The sequence below is a fragment of the Roseateles sp. DB2 genome (assembly GCF_051857535.1).
Taxonomy (GTDB): Bacteria; Pseudomonadota; Gammaproteobacteria; order Burkholderiales; family Burkholderiaceae_C; genus Roseateles_B.
Genome location: NZ_JBPZGY010000011.1, coordinates 1 through 23,941 on the forward strand (window position 1 = coordinate 1; position 23,941 = coordinate 23,941).

General features: G+C 67.6%; 20 protein-coding genes. 8 read left to right on the forward strand and 12 right to left on the reverse strand.

The window, feature by feature from the left end; all coding sequences use genetic code 11:
* Positions 1-188: 188 nt before the first annotated feature.
* Positions 189-1,568: a signal recognition particle protein gene (gene ffh, locus ACS5PK_RS16065; protein ID WP_439441263.1), complete on the reverse strand. Its 1,380-nt coding sequence runs from the start codon at positions 1,566-1,568 to the stop codon at positions 189-191.
* 62 nt (positions 1,569-1,630) lie between these two features.
* Here ffh and ACS5PK_RS16070 point away from each other — a divergent pair, with 62 nt between their 5' ends.
* The 8 genes from ACS5PK_RS16070 (at position 1,631) to ACS5PK_RS16105 (ending at position 12,504) form a co-directional block, all read left to right on the forward strand.
* The gene (locus ACS5PK_RS16070) at positions 1,631-2,446 is read left to right on the forward strand and encodes a cytochrome C assembly family protein (protein WP_439441264.1); all 816 of its coding nucleotides are present in this window, start codon (positions 1,631-1,633) and stop codon (positions 2,444-2,446) included.
* Positions 2,447-2,716 (forward strand): PP0621 family protein, encoded by a 270-nt coding sequence (locus ACS5PK_RS16075; RefSeq protein ID WP_439441265.1) that lies wholly within the window; start codon positions 2,447-2,449, stop codon positions 2,714-2,716.
* On the forward strand, positions 2,709-4,523 hold the full coding sequence (locus ACS5PK_RS16080; RefSeq protein ID WP_439441266.1) for a sensor histidine kinase: 1,815 nt from the start codon (positions 2,709-2,711) through the stop codon (positions 4,521-4,523). Before ACS5PK_RS16075 ends, ACS5PK_RS16080 begins: the two co-directional genes overlap by 8 nt.
* The gene (locus ACS5PK_RS16085) at positions 4,520-6,058 is read left to right on the forward strand and encodes a sigma-54-dependent transcriptional regulator (RefSeq protein WP_439441267.1); all 1,539 of its coding nucleotides are present in this window, start codon (positions 4,520-4,522) and stop codon (positions 6,056-6,058) included. The genes ACS5PK_RS16080 and ACS5PK_RS16085 overlap by 4 nt, the downstream gene beginning before the upstream one ends.
* A complete protein-coding gene (ampD, locus tag ACS5PK_RS16090) occupies positions 6,045-6,623 on the forward strand; it encodes a 1,6-anhydro-N-acetylmuramyl-L-alanine amidase AmpD (protein WP_439441268.1) in 579 nt (192 codons plus the stop codon). The genes ACS5PK_RS16085 and ampD overlap by 14 nt, the downstream gene beginning before the upstream one ends.
* A gap of 698 nt (positions 6,624-7,321) precedes the next feature.
* Positions 7,322-10,261 carry a ribonucleoside-diphosphate reductase subunit alpha gene (locus ACS5PK_RS16095; protein WP_439441269.1) on the forward strand — a complete coding sequence of 980 codons (2,940 nt, stop codon included), beginning with the start codon at positions 7,322-7,324 and terminating at the stop codon, positions 10,259-10,261.
* A gap of 261 nt (positions 10,262-10,522) precedes the next feature.
* Complete coding sequence (locus ACS5PK_RS16100; RefSeq protein WP_439441270.1) at positions 10,523-11,677, forward strand: ribonucleotide-diphosphate reductase subunit beta; 1,155 nt, start codon at positions 10,523-10,525, stop codon at positions 11,675-11,677.
* Between the two features lie 233 nt (positions 11,678-11,910).
* Complete coding sequence (locus ACS5PK_RS16105; protein ID WP_439441271.1) at positions 11,911-12,504, forward strand: histone; 594 nt, start codon at positions 11,911-11,913, stop codon at positions 12,502-12,504.
* A gap of 213 nt (positions 12,505-12,717) precedes the next feature.
* On the opposite strand, the gene ACS5PK_RS16110 is transcribed toward ACS5PK_RS16105, so the two are convergent.
* The 11 genes from ACS5PK_RS16110 to ACS5PK_RS16160 all read right to left on the reverse strand — a co-directional run bounded on the left by ACS5PK_RS16110 (position 12,718) and on the right by ACS5PK_RS16160 (position 23,703).
* Positions 12,718-13,959, reverse strand: a complete 1,242-nt coding sequence (locus ACS5PK_RS16110) for a DUF3426 domain-containing protein (RefSeq protein ID WP_439441272.1) — start codon at positions 13,957-13,959, stop codon at positions 12,718-12,720.
* A gap of 120 nt (positions 13,960-14,079) precedes the next feature.
* Positions 14,080-14,976 carry a 50S ribosomal protein L11 methyltransferase gene (gene prmA / locus ACS5PK_RS16115; protein ID WP_439441390.1) on the reverse strand — a complete coding sequence of 299 codons (897 nt, stop codon included), beginning with the start codon at positions 14,974-14,976 and terminating at the stop codon, positions 14,080-14,082.
* A gap of 209 nt (positions 14,977-15,185) precedes the next feature.
* Positions 15,186-16,535, reverse strand: a complete 1,350-nt coding sequence (accC, locus tag ACS5PK_RS16120; protein ID WP_439441273.1) for an acetyl-CoA carboxylase biotin carboxylase subunit — start codon at positions 16,533-16,535, stop codon at positions 15,186-15,188.
* A gap of 201 nt (positions 16,536-16,736) precedes the next feature.
* Positions 16,737-17,189 carry an acetyl-CoA carboxylase biotin carboxyl carrier protein gene (gene accB, locus ACS5PK_RS16125; RefSeq protein WP_439441274.1) on the reverse strand — a complete coding sequence of 151 codons (453 nt, stop codon included), beginning with the start codon at positions 17,187-17,189 and terminating at the stop codon, positions 16,737-16,739.
* Positions 17,190-17,258: 69 nt separating this feature from the next.
* On the reverse strand, positions 17,259-17,705 hold the full coding sequence (aroQ, locus tag ACS5PK_RS16130; protein WP_439441275.1) for a type II 3-dehydroquinate dehydratase: 447 nt from the start codon (positions 17,703-17,705) through the stop codon (positions 17,259-17,261).
* Between the two features lie 209 nt (positions 17,706-17,914).
* The gene (locus ACS5PK_RS16135; protein WP_439441276.1) at positions 17,915-18,487 is read right to left on the reverse strand and encodes a TlpA family protein disulfide reductase; all 573 of its coding nucleotides are present in this window, start codon (positions 18,485-18,487) and stop codon (positions 17,915-17,917) included.
* Complete coding sequence (locus tag ACS5PK_RS16140) at positions 18,484-19,110, reverse strand: hypothetical protein (RefSeq protein ID WP_439441277.1); 627 nt, start codon at positions 19,108-19,110, stop codon at positions 18,484-18,486. Before ACS5PK_RS16140 ends, ACS5PK_RS16135 begins: the two co-directional genes overlap by 4 nt.
* A gap of 45 nt (positions 19,111-19,155) precedes the next feature.
* Entirely contained in the window at positions 19,156-19,926 is a 771-nt protein-coding gene (locus tag ACS5PK_RS16145) for a transglycosylase domain-containing protein (protein ID WP_439441278.1), read from the reverse strand.
* Positions 19,927-19,929: 3 nt separating this feature from the next.
* Entirely contained in the window at positions 19,930-20,784 is an 855-nt protein-coding gene (gene aroE, locus ACS5PK_RS16150) for a shikimate dehydrogenase (RefSeq protein WP_439441279.1), read from the reverse strand.
* Positions 20,781-21,641, reverse strand: coding sequence for an energy transducer TonB (locus tag ACS5PK_RS16155; protein ID WP_439441280.1), 861 nt, complete (start codon positions 21,639-21,641; stop codon positions 20,781-20,783). Before ACS5PK_RS16155 ends, aroE begins: the two co-directional genes overlap by 4 nt.
* 19 nt (positions 21,642-21,660) lie before the next feature.
* Positions 21,661-23,703 carry a ribonuclease catalytic domain-containing protein gene (locus ACS5PK_RS16160; RefSeq protein WP_439441281.1) on the reverse strand — a complete coding sequence of 681 codons (2,043 nt, stop codon included), beginning with the start codon at positions 23,701-23,703 and terminating at the stop codon, positions 21,661-21,663.
* Between the last annotated feature and the right edge of the window lie 238 nt (positions 23,704-23,941).

Sequence of the window (23,941 nt, forward strand, 5' to 3'; positions counted from 1 at the left end):
CTCGACCACCGCCAACTTAAAGGCCATCGTGTAGTCGCGCTGGGTGCGCTTGATCCCTGTATCCATCACATCTGCCCTCTCTCGGGTGCAAATGTGTCAACGCTGGGCAGGACGGGTCACCGCAATGACAAAGGGCCGCATCTGCGGCCCTTTTGCTTGACGGATGCGCGGCTTGCGCGGGGTGGGGCTCAGAGCCCCATGCCTTTCATGCCCTTCATGCCGCCCATGCGCTTCATCATCTTGAAGAGGCCGCCGCCCTTCATCTTCTTCATCATGCCCTGCATCTGGTCGTACTGGTTCAGGACTCGGTTGACGTCCTGGATCTGCACGCCGGCACCGGCGGCGATGCGGCGCTTGCGGCTGGCCTTGCTCTTGTCGTCCAGCAGCAGGCGCGGGTGGGCGCGCTCCTTGGCGCTCATGGCGTTGAGGATGCCTTCCATGCGGCGCATGTCGCGCTCGGCACGCTCCATATCGCCCTGGCCGGCCTTGTTAGCAATCTGGGTGGGCAGCTTGTCCATCAGGCTGGAGAGGCCGCCCATCTTCTTCATTTGGGAGATCTGGGAGAGGAAGTCGTTGAGGTCGAAGCCGTCGCCCGATTTGAGCTTCTCGGCCAGCTTCTGGGCCGCGGCCATGTCCACGCCCTTGGTGACTTCCTCCACCAGGGCCACGATGTCGCCCATGCCCAGCACGCGGCCGGCATGGCGCTCGGCGTCGAAGACCTCCAGGCCGTCGATCTTCTCGGAGACGCCCGCAAACTTGATCGGCGCGCCAGTGACCTGGCGCACGGAGAGGGCTGCGCCGCCGCGGGAGTCGCCGTCCAGCTTGGTCAGGATCACGCCGGACAGGGGCAGGGCCTCCTTGAAGGCGCGGGCGGTGTTGACTGCATCCTGGCCCTGCATGGCGTCGACGACGAACAGGGTCTCGATGGGGTTCAGCGCGGCGTGCAACTCGCGGATCTCGGCCATCAGGGCTTCGTCAATGGCGAGTCGGCCTGCGGTGTCGACCAGCAGGACGTCAAAGTAGTGCTTGCGGGCGTAGTCCAGGGCCGCGAGAGCGATGTCGCGTGGCTTCTGGTCGGGGCTGGAGGGGAACCACTCACCGCCGGCCTGGGCCGTGACGGTCTTGAGCTGCTCGATGGCGGCAGGGCGGTAGACGTCGGCGGAGACCGTCAGCACCTTCTTCTTGCGCTTCTCGATCAGGTGCTTGGTCAGCTTGCCGGTGGTGGTGGTCTTGCCCGCGCCTTGCAGGCCGGCCATCAGGATCACGGCCGGCGGCTGGGCGGCAAGGTTGATGTCCGCCACGCCCTCGCCCATGGTGGCCGCCAGCTCCTTGTGCACCACGGAGACCAGCACCTGGCCCGGGTTCAGCGAACCCACGACTTCCTGGCCCAGCGCCTTGTCCTTGACCCGCGCGATGAAGTCGCGCACCACCGGCAGGGCCACGTCGGCCTCCAGAAGGGCCATGCGCACTTCGCGCAGCATGTCCTGCACATTGCTTTCGGTGATGCGGGCCTGGCCGCGCATCGTTTTCACGAGCTGGCTTAGACGGTCGGTGAGGGTGGATGCCATAAAGACGGCCTCACCGCAGAGGTGAGCGCGCAAATTACACTGTGGCGATGATTTTATCGTCCGTGTCTGCAGCGACCGCGAGCGGGGCCCTGGCGGCCGCTTCTGCCGTCGCCTTGCTGAGCTATGCCGCCGTGGCACTTCGCGCGCAGCCCCACGCGAACAAGCGCTCTGCGCTGCTGCCGCTGGCCTTCGCCGCCCACCTGATGGCGCTGCTGATCGATATCGCGGGCCTGGGGCTGGCACAGCCCGGCGCGCGCTTCGGCTTTGCGCCGGCCTTGTCGATGACGGCCTGGCTGATCCTGGCCGTCTACCTCGTGGAGAGCCGTCTGCTGCCTCTTCCTCAGCTGCGGCGCGGACTTTCGCTGCTGGCGGCGGCGGCGGTGGTGCTGGCCTGGGCCTTTCCCGGCGAGAGTCGTCCGGCTGCGGCCTCGCCCTGGGCTCCGCTGCACTGGGTGCTGGGTCTGGCGTCCTACGGCTTGTTCGGCGTGGCGGTGCTGCATGCGGCCCTGCTGAACCGGGCCGAGCGCCAGATGCGGCAGAAGGGTCAGCCCAAGGGGCAAGGCCTGACCCTGGGCCTGCCCCTGCTGCGCCTGGAGCGGCTGACTTTCCAGTTCGTCGGTGCGGGTGTGGTCGTGCTGTCCCTGGCCATCGTGCTGGGCTGGCTTTTCACCCCGCAGTGGCGCTGGGACCACAAGACCCTGCTGTCTGTGCTGGGCTGGCTGGTGCTGGTGGGCTTGCTGACCGGGCGCCGCGCGTTCGGCTGGCGGGGGCGCCGGGCCACGCGCTGGCTCTACCTGGGGGCTGCCCTGCTGCTTCTGTCGTATGCCGGCACGCGCTTCGTGCTGGAGGTGGTACTGCAGCGCCCGGCGGGGGCCTGAATGAAGTATTTGCTGCTCCTGCTGGTGGTGATGGGGCTGGTTTTCCTCAGCGGTGTGCGCAAGGGGCGCGCGAGGTCGGCCCAGCCGCCTGGTTCCGGCCCCGAGACCAAGCCTCCTGCTCGAGCGACGGAGGCGCAAGCCTCGATGATGGTGGCCTGCGCCGAATGTGGCACGCACCTGCCCGAGCCCGAGGCCTATCCTGGCCGTGGCGGGCATTTCTGCAGTGCCGAACACCGGCAACGCCATGAGGCGCGCCAGGGCCATGGCTGACCGCTCCCCTGCACCGGACACCATCTCCTGGTTCGGTCCCCACCAGGACAGCGGCTGGGATGCCGCCGACGCCGAAAGTTCGGGTGCCGACCCCCATTTCTTCGACCGCCGTGCCGCCCGCGGCAGTTCCACCTTCCATCGCATGTTGCGGGCCTTCCTGGCAGCGCGTGCCGCGCTGGGCCTGGCCCTTGTTGCGGCCCTGCTGCTGGGCCAGGTCCTGGGTTCGGTCGCGCCTGCACGCATCCTGGGCCTGTGTGTGGCCTATGCCTTGATGGCAATGCTGACCTGGTGGTGGATAGGCTTCCGGACGCAGCCCGTGCCCCGGCAACTGGCCAGTCCGGTGCACCTGCTGTGGTGGATCAGCGTGGGCCTGGACCTGCTGAGCTTCGGCGTGCTCAACGTGCTGGACGCCAGTGCGGGCGTGGGCTTCAGCGCGCTGTTCATCCTGCCGGTGCTGATGGCGGGGGTACTGTCGCCCCGACGCATGGCCCTGGCCACCGCGGCTGCGGCCTCGCTGCTGCTCTTGGGACATGCCGGCTGGCGGGTCTGGGCCGGGCAGGAGAGCGGCATCCGCTTCAGCCAGCTGGGGCTGGTCAGCTGCGGCTTCTTCGTGATTGGCGTGCTGGCTTCCGAGCTGGCGGGGCGCCTCGCGCGCGAGGAGCGTGCAGCCCGCGGCAGCCTGGAATTTGCGCGCCAGCAGACGGAGCTGAACCGCCTGGTGATCGACGAGATGCAGGAAGGTGTCCTGGTCGTCGACCGCCGCGGTCGCGTGCGGGCCGCCAATCCCGCCGCGCAGGCCCTTCTGGCCCATGGCCAGCATGCGCCCGCCGCGCCGTTCCAGCTGCGTAGCGTGCCGGCCTGGTCGGGGCTGGTGGCGGCTGTGGAGGAAGCCTTCTCGCGCGGCGGCTGGCCCGAGGGGGGGCAAGACGTGACCCTCGCCTTTGAGGGTGGCGGGCCGCGCAGCCTGCGCGTGCGCATGCGCTTCACTCGCAGGCGAGAGTCCAGCGCCGAAGAGGACCTCTGCGTTCTGCTGATCGAGGACAACCGCAAGGTGATGGCGCGCAACCGGCAGGAGAAGCTGGCCGCGATGGGCCGGGTGTCGGCGGGCATCGCCCATGAGATCCGCAATCCGCTGGCCGCCATCGACCAGGCCAATGCGCTGCTGGCCGAGGACATGCCTGATCCGCGCTCGCAGCAGCTCACGCGCATGGTGGCCTCCAATGTGCAGCGGCTCAAGCGCATCGTTGACGACGTGATGGAGGTCGCCCCTGGTGTCGCGCCGGAGCCGGTGGCTTTCGATGCAGCCAGCCTCGTGCGCACCTGCTGCGAGGACTGGATCAGCACCAACCAGCTGCCCATGGGCGGCATGAGCCCCATGAAGCTGGATCTGCCCAGTCAGCCGGTGATGGTGCTGTTCGAGCCCGAGCACCTGCGGCGCGTGCTGGTGAACCTGCTGGACAACGCGCTGCGCCATGCGCCCTCGGGGGCCGACACCGTGCGCGTGCGTCTCGACGCGCATCCGGGACACGAGGAGCGTCCCGTGCTGCTGAGCGTCTTCAGCCTGGGCGAGCCCATTCCGGCGGATATCGAACGACATCTCTTCGAGCCCTTCTTCTCGACCCGCAGCCGGGGCTCAGGCCTGGGGCTCTACATCTGTCGCGAACTGTGCGAACGTTACGGCGCCCGCATCGACTACCGCAGCCACCGCAGCGGCGAGCGCGGTGGCAACGAATTCCGCGTCCAGCTGCGACGGCCCAGCGCCGTTGACGGCGGAGGCTCTGCTGACCTCTTTCACACGCCCGCATGAGCGCTTCAACACCCTACAGCCTCCTGGTCATTGACGACGAGCCGGACCTGCGCACCCTCTACGAACTGACCCTGGTGCGCGAGGGCTACGAGCTGGAGACGGCCGGCTCGGTGGAGGAGGCGCTGCAGCGCCTGCAACTGCGCCGCTACAGCGCAGTCATCACCGACATGCGCCTGCCTGATGGCAGCGGCCTGGACGTGCTGGCCTGGCTGGAGGCCCAGGGGCGGCGCGAGAAGGCCATCGTGATCACCGCCTTTGGTTCCTCCGAAAACGCGGTGGAGGCGCTCAAGGCCGGGGCCTTCGATTACCTCACCAAGCCTGTCGACCTGCGGCAGTTCCGCATGGTCGTAGCCTCGGCGCTGGGGCGAGTGCCGCAGCAGCCGCCTTCGGTGGTGCCCTCGCGGCTGCCCTCCGAGCGCGGGGGCGCGGAATCGCCCCTGGCCTCGCTGCCGCCCTCGCCGGCCAAGCCGCCAGCAGAGGCTGTCACGCCGCGCCGCGTGGCCGAGCGCCTGGCCGGCGACTCCATGGCCATGCAGCAGGTGCGGGACCTCATCGAGAAGGTCGCGCGCAGCATGGCCCCGGTTCTGCTGCAGGGTGAGTCGGGCACCGGCAAGGAACTGGTCGCCCGTTCCATCCATGAAGCCGGCTCGCGGGCCGGCGAGAGGTTCATCGCCGTTAATTGCGGCGCCATTCCCGAGCAGCTGCTGGAGGCGGAGTTCTTCGGCTATCGCAAGGGCGCCTTCACCGGGGCCAATGAAGACCGCGAGGGCTTCTTCCAGGCCGCGCATGGCGGCACGCTGTTCCTGGACGAGATCGGCGACCTCCCGCTGGCCATGCAGTCCAAGCTGCTGCGCGCCATCCAGGAGCGTTCGGTGCGGCCTGTGGGCGCGGTGAGCGAGCTGCCGGTCAACGTGCGCATCCTCAGTGCCACCCACAAGGACCTGGCCAGCGAGGTGGGGGCCGGGCGCTTCCGCCAGGATCTCTTTTACCGGCTCAACGTGATCCAGATCCGCGTGCCACCGCTGCGCGAGCGCATCGAGGACCTGGGCGCCATCACCTCGCGCGTGCTGCGCCGCATCGCGCTGGACGCCGGTGTCAGCCCGCCGCCCCAGCTGGATGCCGACGCCATGCAGAAGTTGCGGCGCTACAGTTTTCCCGGCAATGTGCGCGAGCTGGAGAACATCCTCCACCGGGCCGTGGCCCTGTCCGGCGGCGAGTGGATCCATGCTGACGAGCTGGACCTGCCCGACCTGGAGCTGGATGCCTGTCATCCCGAGGCGCCCGCAGAGGACCTGGTGATCGACCTTGGCATGCCTGCCGCCGGCCCCGGGCCGGTCGTGCCGGATGCGCCGCTGCCCTCCGACCTCGCCGCCTATCTGGATGCAGTGGAGCGCGACATCCTTGTGCGCGCACTGGAGCAGCACCGCAACAACCGCACCGCCGCGGGCGCCAGCCTCGGCCTGTCGCTGAGGCAGATGCGCTATCGCATGGCGCGGCTGCAGATCAGCGTGGGAGAGGGCGGTGACGGCGTCTGAGCGGCCGCGCTGGGACAGAGGCTGGTTGTCCAGCGCCCGCGTCGTACCCTCGCCCAACTTTGGTCCGCGTCCGGACGGCGAGGAGCCCAGCCTGGTGGTGCTGCATTCCATCAGCCTGCCGCCCGGCGTGTTTGGCGGGCCGGAGATCGAGGCTCTGTTCACCAACTGCCTGGACTGTGGGGCGCATCCGAGCTTCCAGGCCCTGCAGGGTCTGGAGGTCTCCGCGCATTTCCTGATCCGCCGTGACGGCGAACTGCTGCAGTTCGTCAGCGCTGACGAGCGGGCCTGGCACGCCGGCAAGTCCAGCTTCCGGGGGCGGGAGCGCTGCAATGACTTCTCCATTGGCATCGAGCTGGAGGGCCTGGAGGGCGGCCTTTTCGAGGCACGGCAGTACCAGGCGCTCGGCCTGCTGCTGCCGCTGTTGAGGGCGCGCTATCCGCTGGATGCGGTCGTGGGTCATGAGCACATCGCGCCCGGGCGAAAGGCGGATCCGGGGCCGGGTTTTGACTGGCCGCGCCTGCTCCAGGAACTGGGCTGGGCTCCCCGGCTGTTTCCATTTGTTTAGCCCCTGTCCCTTGCACAAGGGATAGCTGTTCGGCCAGCGCCCCGTGCGCGTGCGAGCTCGCGTGCATCAAGCCGTCAAGGCCTGACCCCGTCTGCTTCTGAGGCCGCGGCGAGGAGTGCGGTCTGATGCGGCCTTGCAGCCCGAACCGGCCCGCGAGGCCGCGCCATTGCTGGGTCCGCGCCTGTCTAGCCCCTGTTCATCGGGCCTTTGCGCCGGCATGGGGGTGTCCAGGCCTGCTGCGGCCTCATTCCCGGCGGTCTGCTTAGTCATTTGCGATGGCCTGGTCAATGAGGGGAGGACGCTATCGGTAGTGCTTGAAGAGGGTGGGTGCCCTAGATATAGTGTCCTTTCATGCTATCCTGCTGACTTGGCAAACCACTGAAATGCCTCGCGTTCGCGCCCTGCCAAACCTCGTCGCCGCTTTTCCGGAAGCTGGTGCCAGGGATTTCACACCAGGGCTTGCAGGATGCCGCCGGAGTTCGCTCCGCGTGGCATCGGCCGGAACGGCAAAGCGCAGTGGAGCCCAGTCGCCAGCGGCGGCAGGGCGGGCACAACGGCTGCATGAGCCGGCCCGTCGTGACGCAGCTGTCGGCATCTGGGCGCAAGCCATCCAACTCCAAAAAAGAATCTTGGGAACGCTGAGGCGGGCCCGGGCTTTTTGTTCTCTGCAGTAACGATTTCCAGGACAAGGACTCTTCATGCAAACCGTTGTCGCCAGCACGCTCGCCGAAGGCGCCGTGGCTCACGCAGCCACCGCTGACACGCCCAGGCAATCGGCCTACCAGGCCTATCAGATCATCCGCCGCAATGGTGCTGTGGTGTCCTTTGAGCCCAGCAAGATCGCCATCGCGCTGATGAAGGCCTTCCTTGCCGTGCATGGCACCAGCGGCGCGGCCTCGGCCAGCGTGCGCGAGACGGTCGATGCCCTGACCGAAGCCGTGGTGCGCGCCCTGCTGCGCTCGCGCCCGAGCGGCGGCACCTTCCATATTGAAGACGTGCAGGACCAGGTCGAGCTGGGCCTGATGCGCGGGGGCCATCATGAAGTGGCCCGTGCCTACGTGCTGTACCGCGAGCGCCGCTCGCAGGAGCGCCTGCGCCAGGGCGAGGTGGCCCAGGCGGCCGCGCCCGAGGCGGCTCTGATGGTGATCGATGGCGGCCACCGCGTGCCCCTGGATCTGGGCGCGCTCGCAGCCCTGATCCGCTCCAGCTGCGAAGGCCTGGGCGGCGATGTCAAGCCCGAGCCCATCCTGGCCGAGACCAAGCGCAACCTGTATGACGGCGTGCCCATTGACGAGGTCTACAAGGCCGCCATCCTGGCCTCGCGCACCCTCATCGAGAAGGACCCCGGCTACACCCGCGCCACCGCCCGCCTGCTGATGCACACCATCCGCAAGGAGATCCTGGGCGAGGAAGTGACCCAGGCCGAGATGCAAACGCGCTACGCCGAGTACTTCCCGCAATTCATCAAGAAGGGCATTCAGGCCGAGCTGCTGGACGAGAAGCTGGGCCAGTACGACCTGGCCAAGCTGGGGGCCGCCCTGAAGGCCGAACGTGACTTCCAGTTCGACTACCTGGGCCTGCAGACCCTGTTCGACCGCTACTTCCTGCACACCGAAGGCAAGCGCATCGAGATGCCGCAGGCCTTCTTCATGCGCGTGGCCATGGGGCTGGCGCTGAACGAGATCGACCGCGAAGCCCGCGCCATCGAGTTCTATGAAGTGCTGTCCAGCTTTGACTTCATGAGCTCCACACCCACGCTGTTCAACTCGGGCACCCGCCGCTCGCAGCTCTCCAGCTGCTACCTGACCACGGTGGCCGACGACCTCGACGGCATCTACGAGGCCCTCAAGGAAAACGCCCTGCTGTCCAAGTTTGCTGGCGGTCTGGGCAATGACTGGACCCCCGTGCGAGCCCTGGGTTCGCACATCAAGGGCACCAACGGCAAGAGCCAGGGCGTCGTGCCCTTCCTGAAGGTGGTCAACGACACCGCCGTGGCTGTGAACCAGGGCGGCAAGCGCAAGGGCGCCGTCTGCGCCTACCTGGAGTCCTGGCACCTGGACATCGAGGAGTTCCTGGAGCTGCGCAAGAACACCGGCGACGACCGCCGCCGCACGCACGACATGAACACCGCGAACTGGATTCCCGACCTGTTCATGAAGCGCGTGGTCGAGGGCGGTGACTGGACCCTGTTCAGCCCCTCCACCTGCCCGGACCTGCACGACCTCTTCGGCCAGGCCTTCGAGAAGGCCTACGTCGAGTACGAGGCCAAGGCCGACCGTGGCGAGATCAAGCTCTTCAAGCGCATGCCCGCCAAGGACCTGTGGCGCAAGATGCTCTCGATGCTGTTCGAGACCGGCCACCCCTGGATCACCTTCAAGGACGCCTGCAATGTGCGCTCGCCGCAGCAGCACGTGGGCGTGGTGCACTCGTCCAACCTGTGCACCGAGATCACGCTGAACACCAATGACAGCGAGATCGCCGTGTGCAACCTGGGCTCGGTCAACCTGGTCCAGCACCTGAAGGACGGCGCCGATGGCAAGAAGGTCATCGACCACGACAAGCTGAAGAAGACCGTCCGCACCGCCATGCGCATGCTGGACAACGTCATCGACATCAACTACTACGCCGTCAAGAAGGCCCGCGACTCCAACCTGCGCCACCGTCCGGTGGGCCTGGGGGTGATGGGCTTCCAGGATGCGCTGTATGCGCTGCGCACGCCCTACGCCTCGGCTGAGGCGGTGGAGTTCGCCGATCGCTCGATGGAAGCCATCTGCTACTACGCCTACTGGGCCTCGACCGAGCTGGCCGAGGAGCGCGGTCGCTACAGCAGCTACCGCGGCTCGCTGTGGGACCGTGGCATCCTGCCCATCGACTCCCTGGACTTGCTGCTGCAGGAGCGCGGCGGCTACGTCGAGGTGGACCGCTCCTCGTCCATGGACTGGGACAGCCTGCGCCAGCGCATCGCCGCTCACGGCATGCGCAACAGCAACTGCGTGGCCATCGCCCCGACCGCGACCATCTCCAACATCATCGGCGTGGACGCCTCGATCGAACCCTGCTTCGGCAACCTCTCGGTCAAGTCCAACCTGTCCGGCGAGTTCACGGTGATCAACGAGTCGCTCGTGCGTGACCTGAAGCAGCTGGGCCTGTGGGACGACGTCATGGTCATGGACCTCAAGCACTTCGACGGCTCGCTGCGCCGCATCGACCGCGTGCCGGAAGAGCTGAAGGCCCTGTATGCCACCGCCTTCGAGGTGGAGCCGCAATGGCTGGTCGAGGCTGCCTCGCGCCGCCAGAAGTGGATTGACCAGGCGCAGAGCCTGAACATCTACATGGCCGGTGCCTCCGGCAAGAAGCTGGACGAGACCTACAAGCTGGCCTGGCAGCGCGGCCTCAAGACCACCTACTACCTGCGCACCATCGGCGCCACCCATGCCGAGAAGAGCACGGTCAGCAAGGCGGGGCAGCTCAATGCGGTGCCGGGCGGCATGTCCGGCGGCATGGCGAGTCTGAGCGCTGCCCCAGTGGCCGCAGCCCCGGCGGTGCAGGCGGCCCCGGCGGTCGAGGTGGACAACACCCCGGCCACCGACATCAAGTTCTGCTCCATCGACAACCCTGACTGCGAGGCCTGCCAGTAAGGCCTGCGGCAAGTCCGCGCCGACGACTCCGGCGCGGACGCCTTCAGCATCGAGCGTTCATCGCTGCCCGCGCTTGGCGGGCATCCGTGAATGCTTCAGCACCGGACACGGCGGCATTGCAGGTCGCCGGGGGTTGAAATCGTCACGCACATTTGCGGCGTTAGCGATGCGGTCCAGCAACAGCGCATTTGTGTCGCTGTCAAGAAGTCCTTGGTGTTTTAGACACAACACTCCGATAATCCGTACGATAGGAAGTCCACCATGTTGGTTTGGGAAGAAGACCGTAAGCCTGCGCCTAGCGCCTCGAATCATGGCCTGAGCGCCACCCACTCCAGCGGCCTGCAAACGGCCGTGGCGGCAGCGACGCCGCCGGCTTCCGGTTCCGCTGCAGCCAGTGAGCGCCGCGTCAACATCGCCGACAAGCGCATCATCAACGGCCAGACGGACGTCAACCAACTGGTGCCCTTCAAGTACAAGTGGGCCTGGGACAAGTACCTCGCCACCTGCGCCAACCACTGGATGCCGCAGGAGGTGAACATGTCCCGCGACATCGCCCTGTGGAAGGACCCCAACGGCCTGAGCGAGGACGAGCGCCGCATCATCAAGCGCAACCTGGGCTTCTTCGTGACGGCCGATTCCCTGGCCGCCAACAACATCGTCCTGGGCACCTACCGCCACATCACCGCTCCCGAGTGCCGCCAGTTCCTGCTGCGTCAGGCCTTCGAGGAAGCGATCCACACGCACGCCTACCAGTACATCGTCGAGTCCCTGGGCCTTGATGAGAGCGAGATCTTCAACGCCTATCACGAGGTGGCCTCCATCCGTGACAAGGATGAGTTCCTGATCCCCTTCATCGACGCGATCATGGACCCCAACTTCCACACGGGCACGCTGGCTGCCGATCAGACGCTGCTGAAGTCGCTGATCGTCTTCGCCTGCCTGATGGAGGGCCTGTTCTTCTACGTGGGGTTCACGCAGATCCTGGCCATGGGCCGCCAGAACAAGATGACCGGTGCTGCCGAGCAGTACCAGTACATCCTGCGCGACGAGTCCATGCACTGCAACTTCGGCATCGACCTGATCAATCAGATCAAGCTCGAGAACCCGCAGCTGTGGACGGCCGAGTTCAAGGCCGAGATCAAGGCCCTGTTCCTGAAGGCCGTGGAGCTTGAGTACCGCTACGCCGAGGACACCATGCCGCGTGGCGTGCTGGGTCTCAATGCTGCGATGTTCAAGGGCTATCTGCGCTACATCGCCAACCGCCGTGCCACCCAGATCGGTCTGGAGGAACTCTTCCCCAACGAAGAGAACCCCTTCCCCTGGATGAGCGAAATGATCGACCTGAAGAAGGAACGCAACTTCTTCGAAACCCGCGTCATCGAATACCAGTCCGGTGGCGCCCTGTCCTGGGATTGAGCGGGCTGCTTGGTCAGCGGCCTGTGTCTATCCCGAATTGAGTGCTCGTCAATGAGATCAAGACAAGCGATGCAGAACAACCGTCAGACGCGGAAAAGCGCGGCGGTGCATTGCGACCCCATTCACCGTACCGTGGCGCTGCTCCAAGGCGACTCTCGGGCGGTGGATAGCTGCGCTGAGGTGGACCGGTCCGCCGCGGGCAGTGCTTTTTTCACTTGATCAAGGAGAAAACCATGGCAACTGCAAAGAAGGCAACGGCCAAGAAGGCCGCCCCCGCCAAGAAGGCCGCTCCGGCCAAGAAGGCCGCTGCCCCGGCAAAGAAGGCCGCTCCGGCCAAGAAGGCTGCTGCTCCGGCAAAGAAGGCCGCTCCGGCCAAGAAGGCTGCTGCTCCGGCGAAGAAGGCCGCTCCGGCCAAGAAGGCTGCTGCTCCGGCAAAGAAGGCCGCTCCGGCCAAGAAGGCTGCTGCTCCGGCGAAGAAGGCCGCTCCGGCCAAGAAGGCTGCTGCCCCGGCCAAGAAGGCCTCCGCGACCAAGAAGCCGCCCATCAAGGCAGCTCCCAAGGCCGCCAAGCCTGCAGCCAAGCCGGCGGCTAAGCCCGCCGCCAAGCCGGCTGCCAAGCCCGCCGCCAAGGCCGCGTCGACCAAGAAGCCGCCTATCAAGGTGGCTCCCAAGGCCGCTGCCAAGCCGGCTGCTAAGCCCGCCGCCAAGCCTGCTGCCAAGAAGGCCGCCGCAGCTCCCGCTGCTGCCAAGCCTGCTGCTGCGCCCGCTGCCAAGACGGCACTGAGCCCGCAAGCCGCCTGGCCCTTCCCGACCGGCAACAAGCCCTGAGCCTGAAGCCAGCGGGCACCTCCGGGTGCCTGCCGTCACCGGCGTAAAGCCCGGCCTTGACCGGGTTTGACGAGAAGGTGACGTCCTTACCCCGCACCCCGGCGACGCAAGTCTCCGGGGTGTTTTTCATGAGGGCACAAAGACCCTGAAAGAGGGCGCGGGAGCTGTGGCCGGCGCGCCGGCCTGGCAGGCCTGCAGGCGAGCTTGTTGTGCTCAGGGATAGAAGATCTCGACCGTGTAGCCATTGACCCGCTGCCTGCCGGTACTGAACACCAGCTGCAGGGACTGCTCGCTACTGGCGCCTGTGCTGGCACGGCCATTGGCGAACTCCTCTGGCTTCAGGGCCTTCTTCATCAGCACCTTGCCATTGCCATCGTTGAGGCTCAGCTCGACCCAAGGGGTGGCCAGCTCCCAGGGGCTCTTGTTGCGCAGGCTGAGGCTGAACTTGTAGTGATTGCCACTGGCGGCTTCCGACAGTCCTGTGCTCTCCACGCTGAAGGCATCGAGCCGACGCCAGGGCTGCAGCTCGCAGCCCAGCTTCTCGCAGGCGGCACCCAGCCATTGCCGGGCCAGCGGTGACTGCGTGGCCAGCGCATCGCGGTAATGCCAGATCAGTTGCGCGGCCGCACTCAGCAGCAGCAGCAAGCTGCCCAACCCCAGTGCGACGCGTACACGTGGGCGCTGCCAACGCGCTTCGCCCTCTGCGCGGCGCAAAAAGCCGGGCTTGCGGGCGGGGGCCGCTGGGGCTGCAGACGCCGGTCCGGTGGCCGCTTCCTGCGGCGCCAGGGCTTGCACCTGGGCAGACTGCAGGCGCGGCGAGAGCACCACGTCCGGGCCCAGGTCCTGGCTCAAGGGCGGCGCTGGCTCGGCCATCCCGGGCGTACGAATGGCAGCCGGAGACGGGGTCTCGACAGGCGCCTCGAACTTCAGACCCTTGGGTTCGGGCAGGTCGTCGCGGACATCAGCCGGGGAAGCCGGCGCGGGCGGCGCGGGCGGCGGCTCCCAGAAAGGCTCGCGCCGTTGGCCGGGGAGCTCCGCCGGGGCCGGCCATGCTGACTGAGGATGCGGTTGCTCGCGGGGTGGCTCGCGCGGGTCGGTGTCGGCGGCGAAGCCTGGCGCCTCTGCGACCACCGCGGGCGCGCGCAAGGCGGGGCGGCTGACCGGGGCCGATGGGGGCGGCACCGGTGCGGGCGGCACGGCTGGTGCGGCAACGCGCGCAACAGGCGTGGGTGGCTGCGTTGGAGCAAAGGCCTGGCCGGCGTCGTCGACCAGACTTTCCTGCCCGGCGGGCGGCCAAGGGGGCGGCGCTTCGCGGTCCAGGTCGAAGAGCTGTTCGCGGGCATCGAAGACCTCGGCGCAACGGCCGCAGCGCACCCAGCCCTCGGAGACGCGCAACTGGTCCTGCACCACGCGGAAAATGGTGCCGCAGGCGGTGCAGCGGGTAGCAAGACTCATGGGGCAGGATCATGCCACGAAGGCATGGCCGCACAGAGCGCGCTCACCCCTAGAAACATTGGCAAGCGGGGCGCTGCACGATCCGGAGGGTCAGGCCTTGCCTGGCCTCGGCAGCAGGGCTCAGGCGGGGCGCTGCGCCGTCATCAGGATCCAGCCGTCTTCGCTGTCGCTGACTTCCAGCGCCAGCCAGGGTGCATAGGCGTCCTTCAGTTCCTGGGCCTGGCGCTCCAGGATGCCCGCCAGCACCAGATGCCCGCCCGCGCGCACATGGGCGCACAGCAGCGGGGCCAGCAGCTTCAACGGCGTGGCCAGGATGTTGGCCAGCACCAGCGGGTACTCGCCTTGCGCAGCGTCCGGCAGGGCGGCGCGCAGCGTCACGCGGTTGGCTTCGGCATTGGCCTGGGAGGAGATGACCGCGGCAGGGTCGATGTCCACCGCATCGATGGACTTCGCCCCATGCAGGGCTGCGCCGATGGCCAGGATGCCCGAGCCGCAGCCGTAGTCCAGCACGCGGTCCCAGTTGGCAGCCTCGGCACCATGGTGGGCGATCCAGCGCAGGCACATGCGGGTCGTGGGGTGCGTGCCTGTGCCGAAGGCCAGACCGGGATCCAGGCGCATGACGCGCGTGGCCTGGGCCGGCGCCTGATGCCAGGAGGGCACGATCCAGAACTCGGGCGTGATCTCCACCGGCGCGAACTGCGACTGCGTCAGCCGCACCCAGTCCTGCTCCTGCACGGCCTGTATGGTCTGCACGTGCACGTCCTGCGCCCAGTCCTGGGCCAGCAGCAGGGTGGCGGCTTCGGTGGCCTCGGCCTCGCTGGCGAACAGGGCCTTGACGACAGAACGCTCCCAGCCTGGCTTGGGAGCGGGCATGCCAGGCTCGCCGAACAGGGCCTTTTCGGATTCGGTGTCGGCGTCGGCATCCTCCACCGAGACGGCGAGCGACTCGACCTCCATCAGCGCGTCGCTGACGGTCTCGACGTCGTCCTCGCGGCAGATGAGCACGAGCTCGTGCAGGCTTGCATTCATGACTTCTCCTTTGCGTCGCGTGCACCAGGGATCGCGCGGGCATCGCAGATCCGGCTTTGCCGGGCTGACGATGACGCCCCCTCGAGGGGGGCTGAGGCCGGACGCAAACGGCATGCCGTTTGCGCCTGCCGAAGGGTCAGGCCTCTGGCCTGACGCGGTCGGCTCGACCGCAAAGCGCGTAGGGCGTGGTTGCTTCCCTAGCGTTTGTGCTGGTTCATCCAGCCTTCCAGGTAATGGATGGAGGTGCCGCCCTCGATGAACTTGGCGTCGGCCATCAGCTCGCGGTGCAGCGGGATGTTGGTCTGGATGCCTTCCACCACCGTCTCCGACAGGGCGATGCGCATGCGGGCCAGGGCCTGCTCGCGGGTGTCGCCGTGCACGATGATCTTGCCGATCATGGAGTCGTAGTTGGGCGGCACGAAGTAGTTCGTGTAGGCATGGGAGTCCACGCGCACGCCAGGCCCGCCGGGCGGATGCCACATGGTGATGCGGCCGGGGGAGGGCACGAACTTCACCGGGTCCTCGGCATTGATGCGGCACTCGATGGCATGGCCGCGCATCTCGATATTGCGCTGGGTGAAGGGCAGCTTCTCGCCGGCGGCAATGCGGATCTGCATCGCCACGATGTCCACGCCCGTGACCATCTCGGTCACCGGATGCTCGACCTGCACGCGCGTGTTCATCTCGATGAAGTAGAACTCCCCATTTTCATAGAGGAACTCGAAGGTGCCTGCACCCCGGTAGCCCATCTTCTTGCAGGCGGTGGCGCAGCGGTCACCGATCTTCTCGATGGTGCGGCGGGGAATGCCGGGCGCCGGTGCCTCCTCGATGATCTTCTGGTGGCGGCGCTGCATGGAGCAGTCGCGCTCGCCCAGCCAGACCGCGTTCCTGTGGCCGTCGGCCAGCACCTGGATCTCCACATGGCGCGGGTTCTCCAGGAACTTCTCCATGTAGACCTCGGGATTGCCGAAGGCGGCACCGGCCTCGGCCTTGGTCATCTGCACGGCATTGACCAGGGCGGCCTCGGTGTGCACCACGCGCATGCCGCGGCCACCGCCGCCGCCAGCGGCCTTGATGATGACCGGGTAGCCCACGGCGCGGGCGATCTTGACAATCTCCTTGGGATCGTCGGGCAGGGCGCCTTCGGAGCCCGGCACGCAGGGCACGCCTGCAGCGCGCATGGCCTGCTTGGCCGAGACCTTGTCGCCCATCATGCGGATGTTGTCCGGCGTGGGGCCGATGAAGGTGAAGCCGCTGCGCTCCACGCGCTCGGCAAAGTCGGCGTTCTCGGACAGAAAGCCGTAGCCTGGGTGGATGGCTTCCGCATCGGTCACCTCGGCGGTGGCGATGATGGCCGGCATGCTCAGGTAGCTCTGGGCGGACGGGGCTGGGCCGATGCACACGGCTTCGTCGGCCAGCTTGACGTACTTGGCGTCACGGTCAGCCTCGGAATAGACGACAACCGACTTCACGCCCAGCTCGCGACAGGCACGCTGGATTCGAAGGGCGATCTCGCCCCGGTTGGCAATGAGAATTTTCTTAAACATGGCAGTTGCTCAGCGCGCTAGGCGCAACGCGGCCAGGGGACCCCTCCAGCGGCTGTCGCGGATCCGGCTTCGCCGGGCCGTTGACAGCACCAAGGCCTGCGGCCTTGGCCCTAGGCAGGCACCGGCAGTCCTCAGGACTGCCGGCGTCCAGCCCCGGTCCCCTCAAAGGGGCCGGTGCAGCCGGTAGGGGGGTGGGCTTGTTCACTCGATGATGAACAGCGGCTGGCCGAACTCCACTGGCTGGCCGTTTTCCACCAGGATCTTGGTCACGGTGCCGGACTTGTCGGCATCGATTTCATTCATGATCTTCATGGCTTCGATGATGCAGATGGCCTGGCCTTCCTTGACCTGCTGGCCCACTTCCACGAAGGCCTTGGCGTTGGGGCTGGAGGCGCGATAGAAAGTGCCCACCATGGGCGACTTCACCACATGGCCCGTCTCGACCGGCGCGGCAGGGGCGGCTGCCACCGGGGCGGCCGGCGCCGCGGCAACGGCGGGGGCGGCCATCACCGGCATGGCCTGGGCCAGGGGCACGGCCACTGTGCCGTCGGACTTGACGATGCGGACCTTGCCATCGGCTTCGGTGATTTCAAGTTCAGAAATGTTCGACTCGGACACGAGGTCGATCAGGGTCTTGAGCTTGCGCAGATCCATGAGGCTTCTCCAACGGAAAGATTTGTAGTGCTGCCAATGCCGCGGTCACAGGCTGACCGCGCCCTCGCTTCAGCTGCCTGCTGCCCGGAGTTGGTCCAGGGCGTGCATCAGGGCGTAGCGGTAGCCTTGGGGACCCAGGCCGCAGATAACGCCCAGCGCAAGCTCCGACACATAGCTGTGGTGGCGGAAGGCTTCGCGCTTGTGGATATTGGAGAGGTGGACCTCGATAAAAGGCAGGGCCACCGCCGCCAGGGCATCCCGGATGGCCACACTGGTGTGCGTGTAGGCTGCCGGGTTGATGATGACGAAGCGTGTGCCGTCACGGCCCGCCGCCTGGATGCGGTCCACCAGGGCACCTTCGTGGTTGCTCTGGAAGCTTTCAAGTGCGGCTCCTGCATTGGCAGCGAATTGCTGCAGATCTGCATCGATCTGCGCCAAAGTCGTTGCGCCATACACCCCAGGCTCCCTGCTGCCAAGGAGATTGAGGTTGGGGCCGTGAATCACAAGAATCTGCATCAGCGACGTGCCGCAGCGGTTTAGAGCGTAGACACTAGAAGCGTGAAAGGCTGAACTTTAGCTTTTTTAGACCCAGATCCCGGCAGCTAGCCAAAAATAAATGGCTTGACCTTCTGCACTTCTTGAGCTTGCCCAAGAGGCTCGGGGTTCGGGGCTTGACGCCAAGTCCTGCCAGCGCGCCCGGCATTCTGGCGCTGCGCTCCCCGGTCTCAAGCCCCGGTTTTCCCTGTCTCGGGGGCGGGCAGCCCAGCGGCCAGGGCCCGGGCCACGGCTTCCAGCTCGCCGGCCTGCAGGGCGCCCAGGCGGCGCCAGAAGACCTGCCCGCTGGCATCGAAGACCACACTGAAGGGCAGGCCACCCTGGCTGTTGCCGAGCTGGCGACCCAGTTCCAGGCCCTGCACACCACCCAGGGCCAAGGGCAGGGTCAGCGGGAGCCGGCCCAGGAATGCCTGCACGGCCTCCTTGCGGTCGATGGCCAGGCCCAGGCCTTGCCATTGCGGATGGGATTTCAGGAACTGTTCGATCTCGGGCAGTTCGCGCACGCAGGGCGCGCACCAGGTGGCCCAGAAATTCAGCAGCAAGGGCTTGCCACGTAGCGTGCGGGCGGCCAGTTCGCCGCCGTCGAGGGCTTCGAAGCGGGCCAGCCAGAAGGCGTCCGCCGGTGAACTGGGGTGCAGGGTTGGCATGGGTGGCGGGGGCGTGCTGCGACCTTGCGCCAGCCAGGCACCGAGTCCGGCCGCGGCCAGGCCCACGGACCCGAAGAGAGCATGGCGGCGGTTCATGGCGCCACGCCGCCCGACGGTGTGGCCGCGGGTGCTTCCTGGAGCAGCTTGCGCAGGGCCATCAGGTCGCCACGCTCGGTGCGGCCGCGGCTGTCAGCCTTCAGGGCGCCGCGCAGGTCGTCCTTGTCCAGGATGCTCAGTGCGATGGTCACCCACTCATTGAGCGCCTTGCTGTGATCGGCCACGGTCAGCAGGTCCACCGGGCCGCGCGGCCCCTGCGTCTCGCCGACCTCGTAGTCCACGCCGGCATTGATCAGGGCGATCTCGGCGGATTTGCTGTCGTCGCAGAAGAGCTGCAGGTGGATGTTGGACAGGCGCGTGGCCGTGCCACGCCAGACGGCCCCGCACAGATGGGGCCGGAACTCGGCCAGGCGGTCCATCCACAGCGCGGCCAGCTCGCGCAGGGCGCGCAGCTCGCCGGGCTGGGTATCGGCGCAGAAGAGGGCCAGGTAGTCGCGGACCTCGTCCTCCAGCTCCTCGTTGCTGGGCAGCGGGGCATTGCGCGGCAGGCCCATCTGCTTGTGGGCGCGGCGCTTGGCCGGCCCGTACTCCAGGCCCTCCTCCACCACCATGCGGGCGGCGACGGCGGCGATCTCAGCGGTGAGGGGACTGATTGTGGCCATGGCAGGTGTGGTGGGGACTCGGGGGACTCAGGGGAATCGAAGGCATCAGGGCAGGGCGACCGCGCCCATGCGAGCTTCAATGGTGCCAGCGCGCCCCAGCACATAGGCCGAGCCGGGGCGTTTCTCGAAGCGCTTGGGTGCCGGCAGCATCACCGCCAGACGGGCGGCCTGCCAAGGGGCAAGCTGGGCTGCGTCCACGCGGAAGTAATGGCGCGCAGCGGCCTGGGCGCCGAAGACCCCCTCGCCCCATTCGACATTGTTCAGATAGATCTCCAGGATGCGCTGCTTGGACAGCAGGGCCTCCAGCATGAAGGTCAGGATGAATTCCTGGCCCTTGCGCAGCAGCTGGCGCTCGCCGCTGAGGAAGAGGTTCTTGGCCAGCTGCTGGGTGATGGTGGAGCCTCCGACGACCTTGGCCTGGGCCTTGGGCGGCGTGGGCCGGTCGCTGTCCCGGGGCTGGGCCTTGGAGGCGGCCTTGGCGCGCTTGTCCGCCCGGGCCTGCTCGCGCTGGTTCTTGTCCCAGGCCTTTTCGAGTGCGTCCCAGTCGACGCCGCCATGCTCGGAGAAACCGGCGTCCTCGCTGGCGATGACAGCGCGCTTCAGATGAGTAGACAGGCGAGCATCGGGCACCCAGTCCTGGCTCCAGGCCACCTCATGCTTCTCGACGGCCAGGCGCCGGATCTCGGAGCGCTGGAAGCTGGTTGATTCGGGGTCCAGCACATTCATCAGTGCGATGCGCGCCAGGAAGTAGAGCTGCAGGCCCAGCAGGCCTAGGGCGAGCAGGGCCAGCAGTCGCAGGGGCAGACGCCGCAGCATGGCTCAGTCCTTGGCCGTCAGCTGCCGGCGCAATCCGGCCAGCACGGGGGCGGTGTCGGGGCGAACGCCGCGCCAGAGCTGGAAGGCCTCGGCGGCCTGCTCGACCAGCATCCCCAGGCCGTCCCGGGGGCGGGCGCCCTGGGCGGCCACCCAGTCCAGAAAGCCTTGGGCGGCGGGGCCGTACATCATGTCAACGCCCAGGCCGCCTTCGCGCAAGACCTGACCCCGCACCGGCACACCGGCACCGGCGAGGCTGGCGCTGGTGCCGTTGACCAGTACGTCGAAGCGGGCTTCCGGGAGGTCCTCCAGCGTGCTGGCCTGCAGGCGCACGTCATGTTCCTGGGCCCAGCGCGCATGGCTGCCCACCAGGGCCAGGGCCCTGTCCGCGCTGCGATTGGCCACGGTCAGCTCGGCGGGCCGTGCCGCGATCAGGCTGCCCAGCACGCCGGCCGCGGCGCCACCCGCGCCCAGCAGCAGCAGGCGCAGGCCGGCCAGGGGCTGGCTGGCGTTGGACTGGATGTCCCGGACCAGGCCCAGGCCGTCGGTGTTGTCGCCCCACCAGCCTTGCTCATCGAAGCGCAGCGTGTTGACCGCGCCGGCCAGCTCGGCCCTGGGGCTGCGGCGGCGGGCGGCGGCAAAGGCCTCGAACTTGAAGGGCACGGTCACGTTGCAGCCCTTGGCGCCAGCGGCGGCAAAGGCCTGCACAGTGGGCAGGAAGGCGTCCAGCGGACACAGCAGGCGCTCGTAGACCAGGTCCTGGCCGGTCTGGGCCGCGAACTGGGCGTGGATGGTTGGGGACTGGCTGTGGGCCACCGGGTTGCCGGCGACGGCGTAGCGGTCGGGTCCTGAGGCGCTCATAGCTGCTCCGTCACGGTGGCCTCCAGTCCATCCTCGCGGGTGAACTTGAAGCGGGTGGTGATCACCAGCACCTCGGCGCTCCTGCGCATCTCGATGTTGAAGTCGCCGAAGGGCTGGCAGGCGCGCACGATGGCCACGGCGCGCTTGTCCAGCTGCTTGTTGCCGGAGCTCTGGACGATTTCCGTGTCCACCAGGCGGCCCTTGAAGTCCACGTGGATGTTCATGATCAGTTCGCCGTAGAGCTTGCGACCTCGGTAGGTGGGGAAGTCGCGCGTGCCACGCTCTTCGATGCGGCGGCGCAGGGTGTCGTAGTACTGGGCGTAGACCACCTCGCGGGTTGCCGGGCTCACGTAGCGCTTGCGGGGGCGGGCGTTCTCGTCGTTGACGCGCTTCTCGATCTCCGCCATCAGCTGCACCAGTTGGCGACGCTTTTCGGCCTGCTCGCGGGCTTCGGGCGAGCTGCGCTCGCGGCGCGGATCCGGCGGCGGCAGCAAGGCCAGCTCGCGCCGTACCTGGGCCAGCAACTGCTGCTGGGTTTCCTGGAGCTTGGCGATCTGGGCGCGCTGGGTCTCGGTGTTGTCGCCCAGCTCCATGCGTGGCGATGGCGCCAGCGGCGAGGTGGCGCGCTTCTGCCGGGCCGATTCACCGCCGCCGGCCAGATTGGCCTGGGCCAGCGCCTTGGCCTCGGCCGGGGCGTCCTTGCTGCGAGCATTGACCAGTACCACTTCCAGGGGCGTGTCCTGGAACAGCCGCTGGAAACGCTCGGGATCGGCAATGCGCAGGGCCAGCAGCATCAGGTGCAGGCCCAGGGAGACAATCAGGGCGAGGTGCAGCGGCTGGATCTTGCGAGGCAGCATGGCGTTGGCGTGCGTGGGCTCAGGCGGCGGGCGGTGCGGCTGGCGACTCGGGGCTGCCTTGCGCGTCGTTCAGGTCAATGGCCAGGGTCAGGGGGCCGCTGCCGGCGGCCTCGTCGTCCTCGTCCACGGTCTCGGCGTCATCCGGTGCCTGCGCCTCGTCCAGGCGTTCGACCAGGGAGGCGTGCAGGTCCAGCGTCATCTCGTCGATGCCGGTGATGCGCACCCGCACGTGGCTGCCGCGTGCCAGACCCTCACAGCCGAGGGCCTTGAAGACCAGGGGCAGGGTGTCGGCGCGGACCAGGCCGTCCTTCATCACCGAGGCGGTGAGCTCGTGGATGGCGTTCTGCTGCAGGTAGCGCAGGGTCCAGTAGCGCTCGATGCCGGACTGGAAGCCGTTGTAGGCCGAGTAGGCGGCATCGAAGCCCGAGATGATGGAGAAGAGCTGCGCGTCCTTGGGCTTGAAGGGCGCCACCAGGGCCGCGGTGCGGCCGTGGCGGGCGCAGGCGATGATCTGCCACTGGTTGACCAGATCGGTGTAGCGGCGCAGCGGCGAGGTGGCCCAGGTGTACTGCGCCACGCCCATGCCGGCGTGGGGCAGTGCCTTGGTGCCCATGCGAACCTTGACGCCCGGCGCCAGGCTGGCCTGGCTGCGGTAGATGCCCGGCAGGCCCAGTTCGTTGAGCCAGCCGCCCCAGCTGCTGTTGGCCAGGATCATGGCCTCGGCCACGATCAGGTCCAGCGGCGCGCCGCGTTGGCGGGTGCCGATGCTGACGGTCTCGTGGCCCTCGGGCTCGCGCTCGCCATTGCTGTCCAGGCGGAAGGTGTAGTCCGGGCGGTTGAAGGTCTCGGGCTTGCCGCGCACGATCTCGCGCTGTGCCTTGAGGTGCCTGGCCAGGCGGAAACAGAAGCGCAGCTCGGCGCCGAAGGCGTAGTCGGCCGGCGCCTCGCCAGTCAGCGAGGCCTCGGTGACGGTGTTGTCCAGCTTGTCATGGCGCAGATTGGCGGCGATGGGCACGCGCTCCAGCTTGGTCTCGCGGCTACGGATCTCCAGTGTGGCTTCGTCCATCGTGACGTACAGCGAGACCGCCGGGCAGTCCCGCCCTTCGGCCAGGGTGTAGTGCTGCACCACCTCGTCCGGCAGCATGGTCAGCTTCCAGCCAGGCATGTAGACGGTGGAGAAGCGCTCGCGGGCGACTTTGTCCACTGGCGAATCCGGCAGGATGGCCAGGCCCGGCGCAGCGATGTGGATGCCAAAGACGATGGTGCCGCTGCCCAGGCCCTGCACGGAGAGCGCGTCGTCGATCTCGGTGGTGGCCGAGTCGTCGATGGAGAAGGCCTGCACCGCGGCCAGGGGCAGCTCGTCGGTGATGGCCGGCGCGGTGAGCGCGGGGAAGCCGGTGCCCTTGGGGAAGTTCTCGAAGAGGAAGCGCTTCCAGTGGAACTGGTAGGGGCTGCTGATGGCGCCCGCACCCTTGAGCAGGTCCAGCGGAGCCTGCTGTGAGCGCTTGGAGGCCTCGACCACGGCCTTGTACTCGGGGCCGTTCTTGTCAGGCTTGAAGAGGATCTTGTAGATCTGCTCGCGGACGCCGGCCGGGCACTGGCCGGCGATCAGCTCCTCGGCCCAGGCCTCGATCTGCAGGGCCTGCTGGCGCTTGCGCTCGATGCCCAGCAGGGCGGCCTTGACCTGCTCCTCGGGGGCCTTCTTGAACAGGCCCTTGCCCATGCGGCGGAAGTAGTGCGGCGCCTCGTACAGGCGGAACAGCGCGGCGGCCTGCTGGATCACGCCGGCCTTGGCATCGAAATAGTCCCGCGCCAGATCGGCAAAGCCGAACTCGCCCTCGGGGGCGAACTCCCAGGCGAGGTCCAGGTCTATCTCCTGGCCCAGGGCCTGGCCCTCGGCCATCAGCTCGGCGGGGGCCGGCTTGTCGAACTTGAGCAGCACATTGGCTGCCTTCACTTTGACGCGCTTGCCCGAGTCCAGCTCGATCTGCATCGAGCTTTCCGCTTCGGACATCACACGGCCGGCGAGGAATTTTCCGGCGTCATCGAACAGGGCAAACATAGGGTGCGCATTGTCGCCCAAGTGCAGTGATGCCGGTCGCAAGCCGAACGCGGGCCTCGCACGCCGGGTGCCGCGAAGAGGACAGCGGGCCGCCGGGGCATTGGTCGGTGGCGGCCCGCTGGAACGAGGAGCGATCCACTGGGGTAGGCACCGGACTCGATGCCCAGGGGCCGCGGCATGCCTGCCAGGACCCGCAGGCACCCTGGTCCGGGCCCTGACGGTGTGAGCGTCTGTGGGC

What these genes read in the sequence shown, in the direction of transcription:
- ACS5PK_RS16080 (WP_439441266.1), top strand. Translation starts at nt 2,709, where the DNA reads ATGGCTGACCGCTCCCCTGCACCGGACACCATCTCCTGGTTCGGTCCC.
- ACS5PK_RS16140 (WP_439441277.1), bottom strand. Translation starts at nt 19,110, where the DNA reads ATGGCCACAATCAGTCCCCTCACCGCTGAGATCGCCGCCGTCGCCGCC.
- ffh (WP_439441263.1), bottom strand. Translation starts at nt 1,568, where the DNA reads ATGGCATCCACCCTCACCGACCGTCTAAGCCAGCTCGTGAAAACGATG.
- aroQ (WP_439441275.1), bottom strand. Translation starts at nt 17,705, where the DNA reads ATGCAGATTCTTGTGATTCACGGCCCCAACCTCAATCTCCTTGGCAGC.
- ACS5PK_RS16075 (WP_439441265.1), top strand. Translation starts at nt 2,447, where the DNA reads ATGAAGTATTTGCTGCTCCTGCTGGTGGTGATGGGGCTGGTTTTCCTC.
- accC (WP_439441273.1), bottom strand. Translation starts at nt 16,535, where the DNA reads ATGTTTAAGAAAATTCTCATTGCCAACCGGGGCGAGATCGCCCTTCGA.
- ACS5PK_RS16135 (WP_439441276.1), bottom strand. Translation starts at nt 18,487, where the DNA reads ATGAACCGCCGCCATGCTCTCTTCGGGTCCGTGGGCCTGGCCGCGGCC.
- ACS5PK_RS16100 (WP_439441270.1), top strand. Translation starts at nt 10,523, where the DNA reads ATGTTGGTTTGGGAAGAAGACCGTAAGCCTGCGCCTAGCGCCTCGAAT.
- ACS5PK_RS16160 (WP_439441281.1), bottom strand. Translation starts at nt 23,703, where the DNA reads ATGTTTGCCCTGTTCGATGACGCCGGAAAATTCCTCGCCGGCCGTGTG.
- ACS5PK_RS16095 (WP_439441269.1), top strand. Translation starts at nt 7,322, where the DNA reads ATGCAAACCGTTGTCGCCAGCACGCTCGCCGAAGGCGCCGTGGCTCAC.
- ACS5PK_RS16145 (WP_439441278.1), bottom strand. Translation starts at nt 19,926, where the DNA reads ATGCTGCGGCGTCTGCCCCTGCGACTGCTGGCCCTGCTCGCCCTAGGC.
- ACS5PK_RS16155 (WP_439441280.1), bottom strand. Translation starts at nt 21,641, where the DNA reads ATGCTGCCTCGCAAGATCCAGCCGCTGCACCTCGCCCTGATTGTCTCC.
- aroE (WP_439441279.1), bottom strand. Translation starts at nt 20,784, where the DNA reads ATGAGCGCCTCAGGACCCGACCGCTACGCCGTCGCCGGCAACCCGGTG.
- ACS5PK_RS16085 (WP_439441267.1), top strand. Translation starts at nt 4,520, where the DNA reads ATGAGCGCTTCAACACCCTACAGCCTCCTGGTCATTGACGACGAGCCG.
- accB (WP_439441274.1), bottom strand. Translation starts at nt 17,189, where the DNA reads ATGGATCTGCGCAAGCTCAAGACCCTGATCGACCTCGTGTCCGAGTCG.
- ACS5PK_RS16110 (WP_439441272.1), bottom strand. Translation starts at nt 13,959, where the DNA reads ATGAGTCTTGCTACCCGCTGCACCGCCTGCGGCACCATTTTCCGCGTG.
- ACS5PK_RS16105 (WP_439441271.1), top strand. Translation starts at nt 11,911, where the DNA reads ATGGCAACTGCAAAGAAGGCAACGGCCAAGAAGGCCGCCCCCGCCAAG.